The 15,269-nt window shown below is 68.8% G+C and carries 15 protein-coding genes; all 15 read left to right on the forward strand.

Annotation, left to right across the window (positions count from 1 at the left end):
* Window positions 1-90: 90 nt before the first annotated feature.
* Window positions 91-1,908, forward strand: a complete 1,818-nt coding sequence (locus tag QQM72_RS00980; protein WP_314218876.1) for a trypsin-like serine protease — start codon at window positions 91-93, stop codon at window positions 1,906-1,908.
* 169 nt (window positions 1,909-2,077) lie between these two features.
* Window positions 2,078-3,217, forward strand: a complete 1,140-nt coding sequence (locus tag QQM72_RS00985; RefSeq protein WP_314218877.1) for an LCP family protein — start codon at window positions 2,078-2,080, stop codon at window positions 3,215-3,217.
* 149 nt (window positions 3,218-3,366) lie between these two features.
* The gene (gene rpmE, locus QQM72_RS00990; protein ID WP_020131190.1) at window positions 3,367-3,591 is read left to right on the forward strand and encodes a 50S ribosomal protein L31; all 225 of its coding nucleotides are present in this window, start codon (window positions 3,367-3,369) and stop codon (window positions 3,589-3,591) included.
* Between the two features lie 108 nt (window positions 3,592-3,699).
* Window positions 3,700-4,776 (forward strand): peptide chain release factor 1, encoded by a 1,077-nt coding sequence (gene prfA / locus QQM72_RS00995; RefSeq protein ID WP_020131189.1) that lies wholly within the window; start codon window positions 3,700-3,702, stop codon window positions 4,774-4,776.
* A gap of 45 nt (window positions 4,777-4,821) precedes the next feature.
* Entirely contained in the window at window positions 4,822-5,667 is an 846-nt protein-coding gene (gene prmC / locus QQM72_RS01000) for a peptide chain release factor N(5)-glutamine methyltransferase (protein ID WP_020131188.1), read from the forward strand.
* Window positions 5,668-5,720: 53 nt separating this feature from the next.
* Complete coding sequence (locus QQM72_RS01005; RefSeq protein ID WP_142266188.1) at window positions 5,721-6,368, forward strand: L-threonylcarbamoyladenylate synthase; 648 nt, start codon at window positions 5,721-5,723, stop codon at window positions 6,366-6,368.
* Entirely contained in the window at window positions 6,365-7,042 is a 678-nt protein-coding gene (locus tag QQM72_RS01010) for an arsenate reductase/protein-tyrosine-phosphatase family protein (protein WP_020131186.1), read from the forward strand. The genes QQM72_RS01005 and QQM72_RS01010 overlap by 4 nt, the downstream gene beginning before the upstream one ends.
* Window positions 7,043-7,249: 207 nt before the next feature.
* Window positions 7,250-8,512 carry a serine hydroxymethyltransferase gene (locus tag QQM72_RS01015; protein WP_314218878.1) on the forward strand — a complete coding sequence of 421 codons (1,263 nt, stop codon included), beginning with the start codon at window positions 7,250-7,252 and terminating at the stop codon, window positions 8,510-8,512.
* A 174-nt stretch (window positions 8,513-8,686) separates the two neighbouring features.
* Window positions 8,687-10,060, forward strand: coding sequence for an MraY family glycosyltransferase (locus tag QQM72_RS01020; RefSeq protein ID WP_314218879.1), 1,374 nt, complete (start codon window positions 8,687-8,689; stop codon window positions 10,058-10,060).
* A gap of 304 nt (window positions 10,061-10,364) precedes the next feature.
* The gene (locus QQM72_RS01025) at window positions 10,365-10,778 is read left to right on the forward strand and encodes a hypothetical protein (protein ID WP_314218880.1); all 414 of its coding nucleotides are present in this window, start codon (window positions 10,365-10,367) and stop codon (window positions 10,776-10,778) included.
* 222 nt (window positions 10,779-11,000) lie between these two features.
* On the forward strand, window positions 11,001-11,810 hold the full coding sequence (atpB, locus tag QQM72_RS01030) for a F0F1 ATP synthase subunit A (protein ID WP_020131182.1): 810 nt from the start codon (window positions 11,001-11,003) through the stop codon (window positions 11,808-11,810).
* A 74-nt stretch (window positions 11,811-11,884) separates the two neighbouring features.
* Window positions 11,885-12,130: an ATP synthase subunit c family protein gene (locus tag QQM72_RS01035; protein ID WP_020131181.1), complete on the forward strand. Its 246-nt coding sequence runs from the start codon at window positions 11,885-11,887 to the stop codon at window positions 12,128-12,130.
* Between the two features lie 45 nt (window positions 12,131-12,175).
* On the forward strand, window positions 12,176-12,724 hold the full coding sequence (locus QQM72_RS01040) for a F0F1 ATP synthase subunit B (RefSeq protein WP_107095541.1): 549 nt from the start codon (window positions 12,176-12,178) through the stop codon (window positions 12,722-12,724).
* Window positions 12,721-13,542 (forward strand): F0F1 ATP synthase subunit delta, encoded by an 822-nt coding sequence (locus tag QQM72_RS01045; protein WP_314218881.1) that lies wholly within the window; start codon window positions 12,721-12,723, stop codon window positions 13,540-13,542. The genes QQM72_RS01040 and QQM72_RS01045 overlap by 4 nt, the downstream gene beginning before the upstream one ends.
* A gap of 134 nt (window positions 13,543-13,676) precedes the next feature.
* Window positions 13,677-15,266 (forward strand): F0F1 ATP synthase subunit alpha, encoded by a 1,590-nt coding sequence (gene atpA, locus QQM72_RS01050; protein ID WP_267018398.1) that lies wholly within the window; start codon window positions 13,677-13,679, stop codon window positions 15,264-15,266.
* The last annotated feature ends 3 nt before the right edge of the window (window positions 15,267-15,269 follow it).

Consider the following 15,269-nt stretch of genomic DNA (forward strand, 5'->3'; position numbering starts at 1 on the left):
CGTGCCGTGCAGGGGGATACGATCTCGCTCTCTTCATGCAATCTTCAGATCGAACTTCTTCGATTTTCTTGATCCCTAGGGGGGACACGAGTGGGTACACCCACGTCAGGGGGCGGTCGGCACAGACGCCGGATACGGATCGCGCTGCCCGTCGCCGCGGCCGGGCTGGCCGCCGCCGTCGCCGGCACGCTGTTCCTGTCCTCGGCCCAGGCCGCCGAGGCGCCGCCGTCGCCGGCTCACGGTACGACGCTGTCGACCGAGCGACTCGAAAAGCTCGCCGCCGTGGCGGTCGCCGGTGACGACATCCCGGGCGAGACCTCCAAGGCGTCCCAGAGCGCGAGCGACAGCGCGAGCAGCAGCGCCACCAAGGTCGACCCGAAGATCATCGGTGGTACGACGACGACCATCACCAACGCGCCGTGGATGGCCCAGCTCTGGTACGGCGACGACCGGGGCACCGCCACGACCAGCGACGACATCGGCTTCTTCTGCGGCGGCTCGGTCGTCTCGCCGACGAAGATCCTCACCGCCGCGCACTGCGTCAAGGGCTACAACTGGAACGCCCACGGGTTCGTCGTCACCGGCAGCACGCAGCTGCTGTCCGACGACGGTGACCTGCACGGCGGCACCGCCACCGGCGTCTGGCGTCAGTGGAACCACCCGTCGTACAGCGCCACCACCCTCGACAACGACATCGCCGTGCTGACCCTGCCGAACCCGGTCAAGGCCACGCCGATCCGGATGACGACCAACACGGACAGCGCCTCGTACGCCACCGGCACCAAGGCGACGCTGTACGGGTGGGGCCGCACCACCTCCACCACGCAGGACATCTCCGAGACGCTGAAGACGGCCGAGCTGCCGATCCAGTCGAACACCACCTGCTCGGGCTACTACGGAGCCGAGTACCTCAAGGGCCACATGATCTGCGCGGGCACGCCCGCGACCGGCAGCGACACGGGGACCACCACCGCCTGCAACGGCGACTCCGGCGGCCCGCTGATCGTCAAGAACGCGGCCGGCGAGAACCGCATCGTGGGCGTCGTCTCCTGGGGCGTGAAGGACTGCGTCGAGAGCGGCGCGTACAGCGTCTTCAGCAAGGTCTCCACGTACGCCGCCAGCGCCTACCCGCGCGTCGACGACACCAACCTCGACGGTGACCACCTCGCCGACCTGTGGGCGCGCAACTCGTCCACCAAGACCGGCTACGAGCTGGACTCCAAGGGCACCTCGCTGGCCTCCCGCGAGTCCTGGGGCACCTGGAGCGGCTTCAACCTCGTCGTCCAGACCGACCTGGACCGTGACGGCTACCAGGACCTGATCCTGCGCCGCGCCTCGGACGGCGACGTCTTCTGGAAGCACTACGTGGCCTCCAGCGGGACCTGGGCCACCAAGCTGATCGGCGACAACTGGAAGACCCGTACCCAGATCGTCGCTCCCGGCGACGTCACGGGTGACTACCTTCCGGACCTGATCTCCGTGGACTCGGCCGGCGCGCTCTGGGTCTACGCGGGCAAGGGCAACGGCACCTTCGCCGCGCCCGTCAAGAACGGCACGGGCTGGAACGCGTACAACGTCGTGCGCGGTCACGGCGACTTCAGCTTCGACGGCAAGACGGACCTGATCGCCCGCGACAAGGCCACCGGCGCGGTCTACCTCTACAAGGGCAACGGCACCGCCACGAGCTCCTTCGCGGCCCGTATCAAGGTCGCCACCTGGAGCAACACCACGTACAACGTCATCGCCGCCGTCGGTGACGTCAACGGCGACGGCCTCGCCGACCTGCTGGCCCGTACCCCGGCAGGCACCCTGTACCTGTACAAGGGCACCGGAAAGGCCACCACTGCGATCTTTGCCACAAGGGTCTCACTCGGGACGTCATTCAAGCAGTACGACCTGTTCGGCTGAGTCCGGCCGAACCCGCAGGTGAGCGGGGGTAGACCCCGCTCACCCGCGTCACGCGGCGTGCCCGGTCCATCGCGGACCGGGCATGACGCGTTGTGCAACCCTGTCCCGAGTTTCCCCGTCTGACCTGGCGGAGTGACGATGGTGAGGTTGCACGAGAACAGAGGAGCACATGTCCGCCGAGAGCACGCCGGAGCCCGGAACCCCGGGTGAGACCGGCACGACGAGCGGGGCGGCCGGCAGCAACGGTCCGCGCCACCGCAGGCAGCGTGGCCGACGCAAGGGGGTGCTGATCGCCGCGTGGACCGCCGCGGGCGTCCTCGTGCTGGGCGGCACCGGTGTCGGCTACCTCTACTTCAAGCTCAACGGCAACATCAAGAGCGTCGACATCGACCAGGCCCTGGGCACCGACCGGCCCACCAAGGTCGACAACGGCTCCGAGAACATCCTCGTGCTCGGCTCGGACACCCGCTCCGGCTCCAACAAGAAGCTCGGCGGCGGCACGGACGACGGCAGCGCCCGCTCCGACACCGCGATGATCATCCACGTGTACGAGGGCCACAAGAAGGCCAGCGTGGTCTCCATACCGCGCGACACGCTCATAGACCGCCCCGCCTGCACCGACACCGGCGGTGTCACGCACGACGCCGCGTCCGACGTGATGTTCAACTCGGCGTACTCGACGGGTGGCGCCGCCTGCGCGGTGAAGACGGTCGAGTCGATCAGCGGCGTCCGGATGGACCACTACCTGGAAGTCGACTTCTCCGGCTTCGAGAAGCTCATCGACGAACTCGGCGGCGTCGAGGTCACCACGACGAAGGCCATCGACGACCCCGACAGTCACCTGAACCTCGAGGCCGGCACGCACACGCTCACCGGCGAGCAGGCGCTCGGTCTGGTCCGCACCCGGCACGGCGTCGGCGACGGCTCCGACCTCGGCCGCATCCAGCTCCAGCAGGCCTTCATCAAGGCCCTGGTCAACCAGGTCAAGCACGTCGGCCTGTTCACCAGCGGCACCAAGCTGTACGGCCTCGCCAACACCGCGACCAAGGCCGTCACGGCGGACTCCAGGCTCGGCTCGCTGAACTCCCTGATGTCCTTCGCGAACGGGCTCAAGGGCATCAGCGCGGACAACATGAACATGGTCACGATGCCGGTCCGGTACGACCCGTCCAACCTCAACCGGGTCATCGTCGCCGAGGCGAAGGCCAAGCAGGTGTGGACGGCCCTGAAGAACGACCGGCCCATCCCGAAGGCCGCCACCGAGGGCACCGCCACGGGCGAGGCGGCGGGCGTCGTGACGTCTTCCTGACGGCCTTCGCGCACCCCGGGGAATAGATCCCCCCGCCCCCCGGTTTTGGGGGATGCGGCCAGTCCTGGCAGACTGGTACGTCGGCTCCGGTTCACGTTGGTCGTATCCCGCGACAACGACCCGGCGCCCTCCCGAAACTAGGAGACACCTTGAAGCGCGAAATCCACCCCGAGTACGTCGAGACGCAGGTCAGCTGCACCTGTGGCGCCTCGTTCACCACCCGTAGCACGATCGAGAGCGGTTCCATCCGCGCCGACGTCTGCTCCGAGTGCCACCCGTTCTACACGGGCAAGCAGAAGATCCTCGACACCGGTGGCCGTGTGGCCCGCTTCGAGGCCCGCTTCGGCAAGGCTCCCGCCGGCTCCAAGAAGTAGCGAGCCCCTCTTCGCCGGTCCACGGCAGTGCCCCCGCCCAGGGGCACGCCGGGACCGGCGTTTTTGGTCGCCCGCCCTTCCCCCACGCACGTCATTCAGGAGCGCATCATGTTCGAGGCCGTCGAGGAGCTGCTCGGAGAGCACGCCGACCTGGAGAAGAAGCTCGCCGACCCGTCGGTCCACTCCGACCAGGCCAACGCGCGCAAGCTGAACAAGCGCTACGCCGAGCTGACCCCCATCGTCGGCACGTACCGCTCCTGGAAGCAGACCGGCGACGATGTCGAGACCGCGCGCGAGTTCGCCTCCGCCGACCCGGACTTCGCCGCCGAGGTCAAGGAGCTGGAGAAGCAGCGCGAGGAGCTCACGGAGAAGCTGCGGCTGCTGCTCGTGCCCCGGGACCCGTCCGACGACAAGGACGTCATCCTCGAGATCAAGGCGGGCGCGGGCGGCGACGAGTCGGCCCTGTTCGCCGGCGACCTGCTGCGCATGTACCTGCGGTACGCCGAGCGCGTCGGCTGGAAGACCGAGATCATCGACGCGACCGAGTCCGAGCTGGGCGGCTACAAGGACGTCCAGGTCGCGGTGAAGACCAAGGGCGGACAGGGCGCCACCGAGCCCGGGCAGGGCGTCTGGGCGAGGATGAAGTACGAAGGCGGCGTGCACCGGGTGCAGCGGGTCCCCGCGACCGAGTCCCAGGGGCGGATCCACACCTCCGCCGCCGGCGTGCTCGTGACGCCCGAGGCCGAGGAGGTCGACGTCGAGATCAACGCGAACGACCTCCGCATCGACGTCTACCGGTCCTCCGGGCCCGGCGGGCAGTCCGTCAACACCACCGACTCCGCCGTGCGCATCACGCACATTCCCACCGGAGTCGTCGCCTCCTGCCAGAACGAGAAGAGCCAGTTGCAGAACAAGGAGCAGGCGATGCGTATCCTGCGCTCCAGGCTGCTCGCAGCGGCGCAGGAGGAAGCGGAGCGGGAGGCCGCCGACGCCCGCCGCAGCCAGGTCCGCACCGTCGACCGCTCCGAGAAGATCCGCACGTACAACTTCCCGGAGAACCGCATCTCGGACCACCGCGTCGGCTTCAAGTCGTACAACCTGGACCAGGTCCTGGACGGCGACCTCGACGCGGTGATCCAGGCCTGCGTCGACGCGGACTCGGCCGCCAAGCTCGCAGCCGCGTAAGCGTTGTAGGACGTACGCACGACGAGTACGACACGGAGGACTTGCGTGAACCTGCTGCTCGCAGAGGTGGCCCAGGCCACCCAGCGGCTGGCCGACGCCGGCGTGCCCTCGCCGCGCAACGACGCGGAGGAGCTCGCCGCGTTCGTGCACGGCGTGAAGCGCGGTGAACTCCACTCCGTGAAGAACTCCGACTTCGACGCCCGCTACTGGGAGACCATCGCCCGGCGGGAGCAGCGCGAGCCGCTCCAGCACATCACCGGGCGGGCCTTCTTCCGGTACCTGGAGCTCCAGGTCGGCCCCGGAGTCTTCGTACCGCGCCCCGAGACCGAGTCCGTGGTCGGCTGGGCCATAGACGCGGTACGCGCCATGGACGTCGTCGAGCCCCGCATCGTCGACCTGTGCACCGGCAGCGGCGCCATCGCGCTCGCCCTCGCCCAGGAGGTGCCGCGCTCGCGTGTGCACGCCGTGGAGCTGTCCGAGGACGCCCTGCGCTGGACGCGCAAGAACATGGAGGGGTCCAGGGTCGACCTGCGTCAGGGAGACGCCCTGGACGCCTTCCGTGACCTCGACGGCCAGGTCGACCTGGTCATTTCCAACCCCCCGTACATCCCGCTCACCGAATGGGAGTACGTGGCGCCCGAGGCGCGCGACTACGACCCCGAACTCGCCCTGTTCTCGGGGGAGGACGGCCTCGACCTGATCCGCGGCATCGAGCGCACCGCGCACCGGCTGCTGCGGCCCGGCGGTGTCGTCGTCATCGAGCACGCCGACACCCAGGGCGGCCAGGTGCCGTGGATCTTCACAGAGGAGCGGGGCTGGGCCGACGCGGCCGACCACCCCGACCTCAACAAGCGCCCGCGCTTCGCGACCGCCCGCCGGGCGACGCCGTGAGCACCCCCCACACTTTCGACCCCCAGCAGTACGTGTACGAGGAGGCCCGCTAGATGGCACGGCGATACGACACCAACGACGCGACCGACCGCGTGACCGGTCTGCGCGAGGCCGCGTCGGCCGTCCGCCGTGGCGAGCTCGTGGTCCTCCCGACCGACACGGTGTACGGCATCGGCGCCGACGCGTTCTCCTCGGAGGCCGTCGCCGACCTGCTGGCGGCCAAGGGCCGGGGCCGCAACATGCCCACCCCCGTCCTCATCGGCTCCCCGAACACGCTGCACGGGCTCGTCACGGACTTCTCCGAGATGGCCTGGGAACTGGTCGACGCCTTCTGGCCGGGCGCGCTGACGCTCGTCGCCAAGCACCAGCCGTCCCTCCAGTGGGACCTGGGCGACACCCGCGGCACGGTCGCCGTCCGTATGCCGCTGCACCCGGTCGCCATCGAGCTGCTGACCGAGGTCGGTCCGATGGCGGTGTCGTCGGCGAACCTCACCGGACACCCGGCGCCGGAGAACTGTGACTACGCCCAGGAGATGCTCGGCGACTCCGTCTCCGTCTACCTCGACGGCGGCCCGACCCCCGGCAACGTCCCCTCCTCGATCGTCGACGTCAGCCGAGAGGTACCGCTGCTGCTGCGTGAGGGCGCGATCTCCGCGGACGAGCTGCGCAAGGTCGTACCCGACCTCGAGGTGGCGAATTGACAGCCCCTGACGCGGGGCGTGGCATAGGCAACGGGGAACGTGCCGCGGAACAGACGACGACGTTCGGGTTTCCGCGCGACAGCTTCCGCATCCTCCACGTCAGCACCGGCAACGTCTGCCGCTCGCCGATCACCGAGCGGCTGACCCGGCATTTCGTGTCGCAGCGGCTCGGGGTGCTGGGCCGCGGGCTGATCGTGGAGAGCGCGGGCACCTGGGGTCATGAGGGCGCGTCCATGGAGGCCAACGCGGAGACCGTGCTGGCCGACTTCGGCGCGGACGCCACCGGGTTCACCGGCCGCGAGCTCCTCGACGAGCACGTCATCATGGCCGACCTGGTCCTGACGGCGACCCGTGACCACCGTGCCCAGGTCATCTCCATGGGCCACTCGGCGGGCCTGCGCACCTTCACCCTGAAGGAGTTCACCCGCCTGGTGAACGCCATCGACCCGGCCACCCTCCCGCCGCTGGACGAAGGCGTGGTGATGCGCGCCCGGGCCCTGGTCCGCGCGGCGGCGGCGCTACGCGGGTGGCTTCTCGCCCCGACCCTCGAAGCCGACGAGGTCTACGACCCGTACGGGGCGCCCCTGCCGTTCTTCCGCTCGATCGGCGACGAGATACACCAGGCCCTGGATCCGGTGGTCACAGCGCTCACCGGTGTCCCCGCCCGCGCCTGAAGACGGCGGACGCCGAAGCCCCGGGTTCGGCGCTCACAGCGCTCACCGGTGTCCCCCGCATGGACCTGAAGGCGGCCGGCGTCGAGGATCGGGATCCGGTCGGCACCTCTCTCACCGGGGTTCGCGCGCGCGGGCGTAGCGGCCGCGCGCGCCCCCGACCCCGGGCCTACATTGGACGTACGTCACCGTCGACGCCCGGAGCGCATCATGTCGGTCACCCATGTCCCCGAGGCCGATGTCCTGCGCCGGCAGGACCCCGAGCTGGCCGAGATCCTGCTCGGGGAGCGGGAGCGGCAGGCGTCGACGCTCCAGTTGATCGCCGCCGAGAACTTCACCTCGCCCGCCGTGCTGGCCGCGCTCGGCTCGCCGCTCGCCAACAAGTACGCGGAGGGCTACCCGGGGGCCCGGCACCACGGCGGCTGCGAGATCGTCGACCTCGCCGAGCGGATCGCCGTGGACCGGGCCAGGACGCTGTTCGGCGCCGAACACGCCAACGTGCAGGCCCACTCGGGCTCCTCCGCGATGCTGGCCGCCTACGCCGCCCTGCTCCGGCCCGGCGACACCGTCCTGGCGCTGGGCCTGCCCGACGGCGGGCATCTCACGCACGGGTCGCCGGCCAACTTCTCCGGCCGCTGGTTCGACTTCATCCCCTACGGGGTGGACGCGGAGACCGGGCTCATCGACCACGAACAGGTCCGCACGCTGGCCCGGGGGCACCGGCCCAAGGCGATCGTGTGCGGGTCCACCTCCTACCCCCGCCACATCGACTATGCCTTCTTCCGCGAGGTCGCCGACGAGACGGGCGCGTATCTGGTCGCCGACGCCGCCCATCCCATCGGGCTCGTCGCCGGGGGAGCGGCGCCCAGTCCGGTGCCGTACGCGGACATCGTCTGCGCGACCACGCACAAGGTGCTGCGCGGGCCGCGCGGCGGGATGCTCCTGTGCGGCGGTGAGCTCGCCGAGCGGGTGGACCGGGCGGTCTTCCCGTTCACGCAGGGCGGCGCGCAGATGCACACCATCGCCGCGAAGGCGGTCGCGTTCGGCGAGGCGGCGACCCCGGCGTTCGGCGTGTACGCCCATCAGGTGGTCGCCAACGCGAGGGTTCTCGCGGCGGCCCTGGAGGGGGAGGGGCTGACCGTCACCACCGGGGGGACCGACACCCACCTCATCACGGCCGACCCGGCACCGCTCGGTGTCGACGGGCGTACCGCGCGCGGGCTGCTCGCGGCCGCCGGGATGGTGCTCGACTGCTGCGCCCTCCCGCATGTCTCGGGCACCGACGTCATCGCCGCGCACGCCCGTGGCCTGCGCCTGGGCACCGCGGCGCTGACCACACAGGGCATGGGGGAGGAGGAGATGGGGCGGGTCGCGGCACTGCTGGCGGGGGTGCTGCGGGACGAGATCGAGAGCAGGAAGGCCCGTGAGGAGGTGCGCGAGCTGGCGCTGGCCTTCCCGCCGTATCCGGGCTGAAACGGGGTAGGCGCGTCGCGTACACGCCCTCCTGCGCACCCCCCGTGCGTCCCCGCGCACAGCCTCACGTGAAACCATCGTCACTACCCGGTTGTCCTTACACATATGCGCCGTGCGGTAGTCGATCGCTAGGGTGTGGGACTGAGATGGCCAGCGAGACCTGTGGGGAAGCCCGTGCGTGAATACCTGCTGACGCTCTGCATCACGGCCGCGGTGACGTATCTGCTGACAGGGCCGGTACGGAAGTTCGCGATCGTGGCCGGAGCGATGCCGGAGATCAGGGCCCGTGACGTGCACCGGGAACCCACTCCGCGGCTCGGCGGGATCGCCATGTTCTTCGGTCTGTGCGCCGGTCTGCTGGTCGCCGACCATCTCACCAACCTCAACGAGGTCTTCGAGAAGTCGAACGAGCCGCGCGCCCTGCTCTCGGGGGCCGCGCTGATCTGGCTGATCGGCGTCCTGGACGACAAGTTCGAGATCGACGCCCTGATCAAGCTGGGCGGCCAGATGATCGCCGCCGGCGTCATGGTCATGCAGGGTCTGACGATCCTGTGGCTGCCGGTGCCGCTGGTCGGCACGGTCGCGCTGACCCAGTGGCAGGGCACCCTGCTGACGGTCGCGCTGGTGGTCATCACGATCAACGCGGTCAACTTCGTGGACGGCCTCGACGGCCTGGCGGCGGGCATGGTGTGCATCGCCTCGGCGGCGTTCTTCATGTACGCCTACCGCATCTGGTACTCGTACGGCATCGAGGCGGCCGCCCCGGCGACGCTCTTCGCGGCGATCCTGATGGGCATGTGCCTGGGCTTCCTGCCGCACAACATGCATCCCGCGCGGATCTTCATGGGCGACTCCGGCTCGATGCTGATCGGGCTGGTGCTGGCGGCGGGCGCGATCTCCGTCACGGGGCAGGTCGACCCGGACATCATGCGGCTGTTCTCCGGTTCCGAGCGCAACGCGGTGCACCAGATGGTGCCGGTCTACATCCCGCTGCTGATGCCGTTGACGATCATCGCGATCCCGGCGGCCGACCTGATCCTGGCGATCGTGCGCCGTACCTGGCGTGGCCAGTCGCCGTTCGCCGCGGACCGCGGGCATCTGCACCACCGGCTGCTGGAGATCGGGCACTCGCACAGCCGCGCGGTGCTGATCATGTACTTCTGGTCGGCGCTGATCGCGTTCGGCGCCCTCACCTACTCCGTCAACGCGGCTTCCATGTGGATCGTCCTCGGTGTCGTGATCCTCAGCGCGATCGGTCTGGCGCTGCTCCTGCTGCCGCGCTTCCGGCCGCGCACCCCGCGCTGGGCCGAGGCCTTCGTGCCGCCGCGTTACCGGCGTCGGCGCGGCCTGTCGGCCGAGGCGCAGGAGGCCCAGGCGCAGGAGGCCCAGGCGCAGGACTCCGAGGCGGCCGCCGGGCGGCACGAGCCGGCCGGTTCCGAGCAGCCCGCCGCCGCCGTCGACGCGCAGAGCCCTGTGACGGTGGGGGTGGCAGGGGCGAACGGGGCCACCGCGATCGGCGGCCGGGGCAGCTCCAAGGTAAGAATCTGACTAGAGCATTGCCAAGTCGTGGGAGAACCGGTGCGGGGCAAAGCACCCCAATACCAGACAAGACCTCCCCGTTTCCGCACAGACGCGCACTGTCACTCTCATGTGTGACAGTAGGCACACCCGCCAGGTAAAGACCTCATCAAATAGTTTGTGATACGGTTCACGAGAACCCCCCGGACAGAGCCGAAGGACCGCACTACGACGGTTCATTGGAGTGAGGTGGCGTGAGGTCTCTCGCCCCTCGGGCCGGGACTACGCTCGTCCATGACGACACCCTGCCCCCCTTGAATGCGGAGTTGCCGCCATGCAGTCCAACGACGTACGAACACTCCTGCACTGCGCCCTGCCCACCGCAACCGCGGGTGTGGCGGGAGTCGCGGTGAGCGCCGCCGTCGCCGGCGGCAAGGGAGCGCTCGGCGCCGTGTTCGGTGCGGCTCTCGTCCTGCTGTTCATGGGCGGCGGTCTGGTGGTGCTGCTGCGCACCGCGCGCCAGCTTCCCCATCTGTTCCAGTCGATGGGGCTGTTGCTCTACACCACCCAGATCCTGCTGCTGATGATCGTGCTGATCATGTTCAAGGGGACCTCGGTCTTCAACCCGAAATGCTTCGCCTTCACGCTGCTGGCGGCCACCCTGGTGTGGATCGCCGCCCAGGTGGTCTCGCACATGAAGGCCAAGGTCCTCTACGTCGAGCCGGATTCCGCTCGGACGTCGTCGTGACCTGTAGGGCCGGTGTAAAGGGACTTCCGCTCTTTTGCTATGGTCTCGCCACAACTGCGGCAGAGCTGGCGCGGGCGGCAGTCGAGCCTGTGACGTCTCACGGTTCGGAGCCCAGTCGCCGCCCCCACATCCGCAAGTCCAGTCCAGTGCCGTCCCGCGGTCGCAGGCCGCGCCGACACATCGAGGTTGCCGTACCCATGCGCCACGCTGAAGGAGCTCGCGGTGAGTAACGCCAAGACGCTCGCCTTCGAGACCGACTGTCATATTTTCGACGGGTGCGGTTTCCCGACCCCCGGCCTGCACTCGTTCCTCTTCGAACCGCTCTTCACCGTCGGCGGCATCGAATTCAACAAGCCGATGCTGCTCTCGCTGGTGAGCACCGTCATCGTCATCGGATTCTTCTGGGCGGCCTTCAACAAGCCGAAGCTGATCCCCGGCAAGCTCCAGATGGTCGGCGAGGCGGGTTACGACTTCGTCCGTCGTGGCGTCGTCTACGAGACGATCGGCAAGCGCGAGGGCGAGAAGTACGTCCCGCTGATGTTCTCGCTGTTCTTCTTCATCTGGATCATGAACCTGTGGTCGATCGTCCCGATCGCGCAGTTCCCGGCCACCGCGGTCATCGCGTTCCCGGTCGGTCTCGCGGCTCTCGTCTACATCGTGTGGATGAGCGTGACGTTCAAGCGCCACGGTTTCATCGGTGGTTGGAAGAACATCACGGGCTACGACCCGTCGCTCGGCCCGGTGTTCCCGATGGTCATGTTCTTCGAGTTCCTGTCGAACGTGTTCATCCGGCCGTTCACCCACGCCGTCCGGCTCTTCGCCAACATGTTCGCCGGGCACGTCCTGATCCTGATCTTCACGATCGGAACCTGGTACCTGCTCAACGGCATCGGCATCGCCTACTCGGCGGTCTCGTTCCTGATGGTCATCGTGATGACGGTCTTCGAGCTGTTCATCCAGGCCCTTCAGGCCTACGTCTTCATCCTCCTGTCCTGCAGCTACATCCAGGGCGCGCTCGCCAAGCACCACTGAGCACCTGATCAACATCCCCTGAACTTCCGGTGGCCAACCCCCACCGGCCTGTGTAAAGAGAAGGAAGTTACGGCATGTCCGCTCTCGACACCCTCGCCGCGGTCGAAATCAAGGGCAACCTCGCTGCCATCGGCTACGGTCTCGCGGCCATCGGCCCCGGCGTCGGCGTTGGCATCATCTTCGGTAACGGCACCCAGGCGCTGGCTCGCCAGCCCGAGGCCGCCGGCCTGATCCGTCAGAACCAGATCCTCGGCTTCGTCCTCTGTGAGGCGCTCGCCCTGATCGGTCTGGTCATGGGCTTCGTCTACCCGACGTCCTGATCCGGTCTACGCCGACGAGAGAATTCCACGGAAGGAACTGATGTGATCTCGCCCTTGCTGCAAATCGCGGCTGAGGAGGAGGCCCAGAATCCTCTGATCCCGGAGATCCCCGAGCTCGTCATCGGTCTGATCGCGTTCGCGATCGTGTTCTTCGTCCTGGGCAAGAAGCTCCTTCCGAACATCAACAAGGTTCTGGAAGAGCGTCGCGAAGCCATCGAGGGCGGGATCGAACAGGCCGAGATTGCTCGCACTGAGGCCCAGAGCGTTCTGGAGCAGTACAAGGCCCAGCTCGCCGAGGCTCGTCACGAGGCCGCGCGGCTGCGCCAGGAGGCGCAGGAGCAGGGCGCCGCACTCATCACCGAGATGCGTGCGGAAGGCCAGCGCCAGCGCGAGGAGATCGTCGCCGCCGGGCACAGCCAGATCGAGGCGGACCGCAAGGCCGCCGCGTCCGCGCTGCGTCAGGACGTCGGCAAGCTCGCCACCGATCTGGCCGGCAAGCTCGTCGGGGAGTCCCTCGACGACCACGCCCGCCAGAGCCGCGTCATCGACCGCTTCCTCGACGACCTCGAGGAGAAGGCCGAGGCGTCTCGATGACCGCACACGGAGCGAGCCGCGAGGCATTCGCAGCAGCCCGTGAGCGTCTCGACGCGCTGACGGACTCCACGTCCGTGGACGCGGCGCAGCTCGCCGACGAGCTGGCGGCAGTCACCGCGCTGCTCGACCGCGAGGTCTCGCTGCGTCGGGTCCTCACCGACCCGGCGCAGGCCGGCGAGGCCAAGGCCGAGCTGGTCCAGCGCCTGCTCGGCGCCCAGATCAGCGGTGCCACCGCCGACCTGGTGTCCGGCACGGTGCGTTCGCGCTGGTCGCAGTCCCGCGACCTGGTGGACGTGCTGGAGGAGCTGGCGAACATCGCCGACCTCACCGCCGCGCAGAAGGCCGGCAGGCTCGACAACGTCGAGGACGAGCTGTTCCGCTTCGGACGGATCGTCTCCTCGAACACCGAGCTGCGCGCCGCACTGACCAACCGGAAGGCCACCGCCTCGGCCAAGAGCGAGCTGCTGCGCAGCCTGCTCGGCGGCCGGGCCGACGCGGCCACCGAGCGACTGGTGACGCGCCTCGTGACCGCGCCCCGGGGACGTAGCCTGGAAGCGGGCCTCGAGTCCCTGTCCCGGCTCGCCGCGGAGCGCCGGGACCGCATGGTCGCCGTCGTCACCTCGGCGGTACCGCTGAGCGACCCGCAGAAGCAGCGCCTCGGCGCCGCCCTCGCCAAGCTCTACGGCCGCCCGATGCACCTCAACCTCGACGTGGACCCCGCGGTCCTCGGCGGGATCCGGGTGCAGGTCGGTGACGAAGTGATCAACGGCTCCCTCGCGGACCGCATCGAGGACGCCGCCCGCCGCATGGCGAACTAGCAGCAACTCAAGACCGCAGTACGAACTGATGGCGGCCCTGGTTGGGCCGTGCAGAGGATTCACCTCTTTCAGGGGGGAGTCCCCATCCCCCCAAAGTGAAACTTCGGGCCCAACAAGGAGAGCAGGGAACCCAGATGGCGGAGCTCACGATCCGGCCGGAGGAGATCCGGGATGCGCTGGAGAACTTTGTCCAGTCGTACAAGCCGGACGCGGCCTCGCGCGAGGAGGTCGGTACGGTCACCCTTGCCGGCGACGGCATCGCGAAGGTCGAGGGCCTTCCCTCGGCCATGGCCAACGAACTGCTGAAGTTCGAGGACGGCACCCTCGGCCTCGCGCTCAACCTCGAAGAGCGCGAGATCGGTACCGTCATCCTCGGCGAGTTCAGCGGCGTCGAGGAGGGCCAGCCGGTCACCCGCACGGGAGAGGTCCTGTCCGTCGCCGTCGGCGAGGGCTACCTCGGCCGTGTCGTCGACCCGCTCGGCAACCCGATCGACGGCCTCGGCGAGATCGAGACGTCCGGCCGCCGTGCCCTGGAGCTCCAGGCTCCGGGTGTCATGGCCCGTAAGTCGGTCCACGAGCCCATGGAGACCGGCTACAAGGCCGTCGACGCGATGACCCCGGTCGGCCGTGGTCAGCGTCAGCTGATCATCGGTGACCGCCAGACCGGCAAGACCGCCCTGGCCGTCGACACGATCATCAACCAGCGCGACAACTGGCGCTCCGGTGACGTGAACAAGCAGGTCCGCTGCGTCTACGTCGCCATCGGCCAGAAGGGCTCGACCATCGCCTCCGTGCGTGGCGCCCTCGAAGAGGCCGGCGCGCTGGAGTACACGACCATCGTCGCCGCCCCGGCGTCCGACCCGGCCGGCTTCAAGTACCTGGCGCCGTACACCGGTTCGGCCATCGGTCAGCAGTGGATGTACGAGGGCAAGCACGTCCTCATCATCTTCGACGACCTCTCGAAGCAGGCCGACGCCTACCGCGCCGTGTCGCTGCTGCTGCGCCGCCCGCCGGGCCGTGAGGCCTACCCGGGCGACGTCTTCTACCTGCACTCCCGTCTGCTGGAGCGCTGCGCGAAGCTCTCCGACGACCTGGGCGCCGGCTCGATGACCGGTCTGCCGATCGTCGAGACGAAGGCCAACGACGTCTCGGCGTTCATCCCGACCAACGTCATCTCCATCACCGACGGCCAGTGCTTCCTGGAGTCGGACCTGTTCAACGCCGGTCAGCGCCCCGCGCTGAACGTCGGTATCTCCGTCTCCCGAGTCGGTGGTTCCGCGCAGCACAAGGCGATGAAGCAGGTTTCCGGCCGTCTGCGCCTCGACCTCGCCCAGTACCGTGAGCTGGAGGCGTTCGCCGCCTTCGGTTCCGACCTGGACGCCGCGTCGAAGTCCCAGCTGGAGCGCGGTCAGCGACTGGTCGAGCTGCTCAAGCAGGCTCAGTACCAGCCCATGCCGACCGAGGACCAGGTCGTCTCCGTGTGGGCCGGTACCACCGGCAAGATGGACGACGTTCCGGTCGCCGACGTCCGCCGCTTCGAGAAGGAGCTCCTGGAGTACCTGCACCGCAAGGAGCAGGGCCTCATGACCTCCATCAAGGAGGGCGGCAAGATGTCGGACGACACCCTCATCGCCATTGCCGACGCGATCGCCGAGTTCAAGAAGCAGTTCGAGACCTCGGACGGCAAGCTTCTCGGCGAGGACGCCCCGGCCGCGGCCAAGTGACGT

Origin of the sequence: Streptomyces zaehneri, from assembly GCF_032248645.1 — a bacterium.
GTDB classification, from domain to species: domain Bacteria; phylum Actinomycetota; class Actinomycetes; order Streptomycetales; family Streptomycetaceae; genus Streptomyces; species Streptomyces coriariae.

What these genes read in the sequence shown, in the direction of transcription:
- QQM72_RS00985 (WP_314218877.1), top strand. Translation starts at nt 2,078, where the DNA reads ATGTCCGCCGAGAGCACGCCGGAGCCCGGAACCCCGGGTGAGACCGGC.
- QQM72_RS01045 (WP_314218881.1), top strand. Translation starts at nt 12,721, where the DNA reads ATGACCGCACACGGAGCGAGCCGCGAGGCATTCGCAGCAGCCCGTGAG.
- QQM72_RS01035 (WP_020131181.1), top strand. Translation starts at nt 11,885, where the DNA reads ATGTCCGCTCTCGACACCCTCGCCGCGGTCGAAATCAAGGGCAACCTC.
- QQM72_RS01015 (WP_314218878.1), top strand. Translation starts at nt 7,250, where the DNA reads ATGTCGGTCACCCATGTCCCCGAGGCCGATGTCCTGCGCCGGCAGGAC.
- atpA (WP_267018398.1), top strand. Translation starts at nt 13,677, where the DNA reads ATGGCGGAGCTCACGATCCGGCCGGAGGAGATCCGGGATGCGCTGGAG.
- prfA (WP_020131189.1), top strand. Translation starts at nt 3,700, where the DNA reads ATGTTCGAGGCCGTCGAGGAGCTGCTCGGAGAGCACGCCGACCTGGAG.
- QQM72_RS01025 (WP_314218880.1), top strand. Translation starts at nt 10,365, where the DNA reads ATGCAGTCCAACGACGTACGAACACTCCTGCACTGCGCCCTGCCCACC.
- QQM72_RS01005 (WP_142266188.1), top strand. Translation starts at nt 5,721, where the DNA reads ATGGCACGGCGATACGACACCAACGACGCGACCGACCGCGTGACCGGT.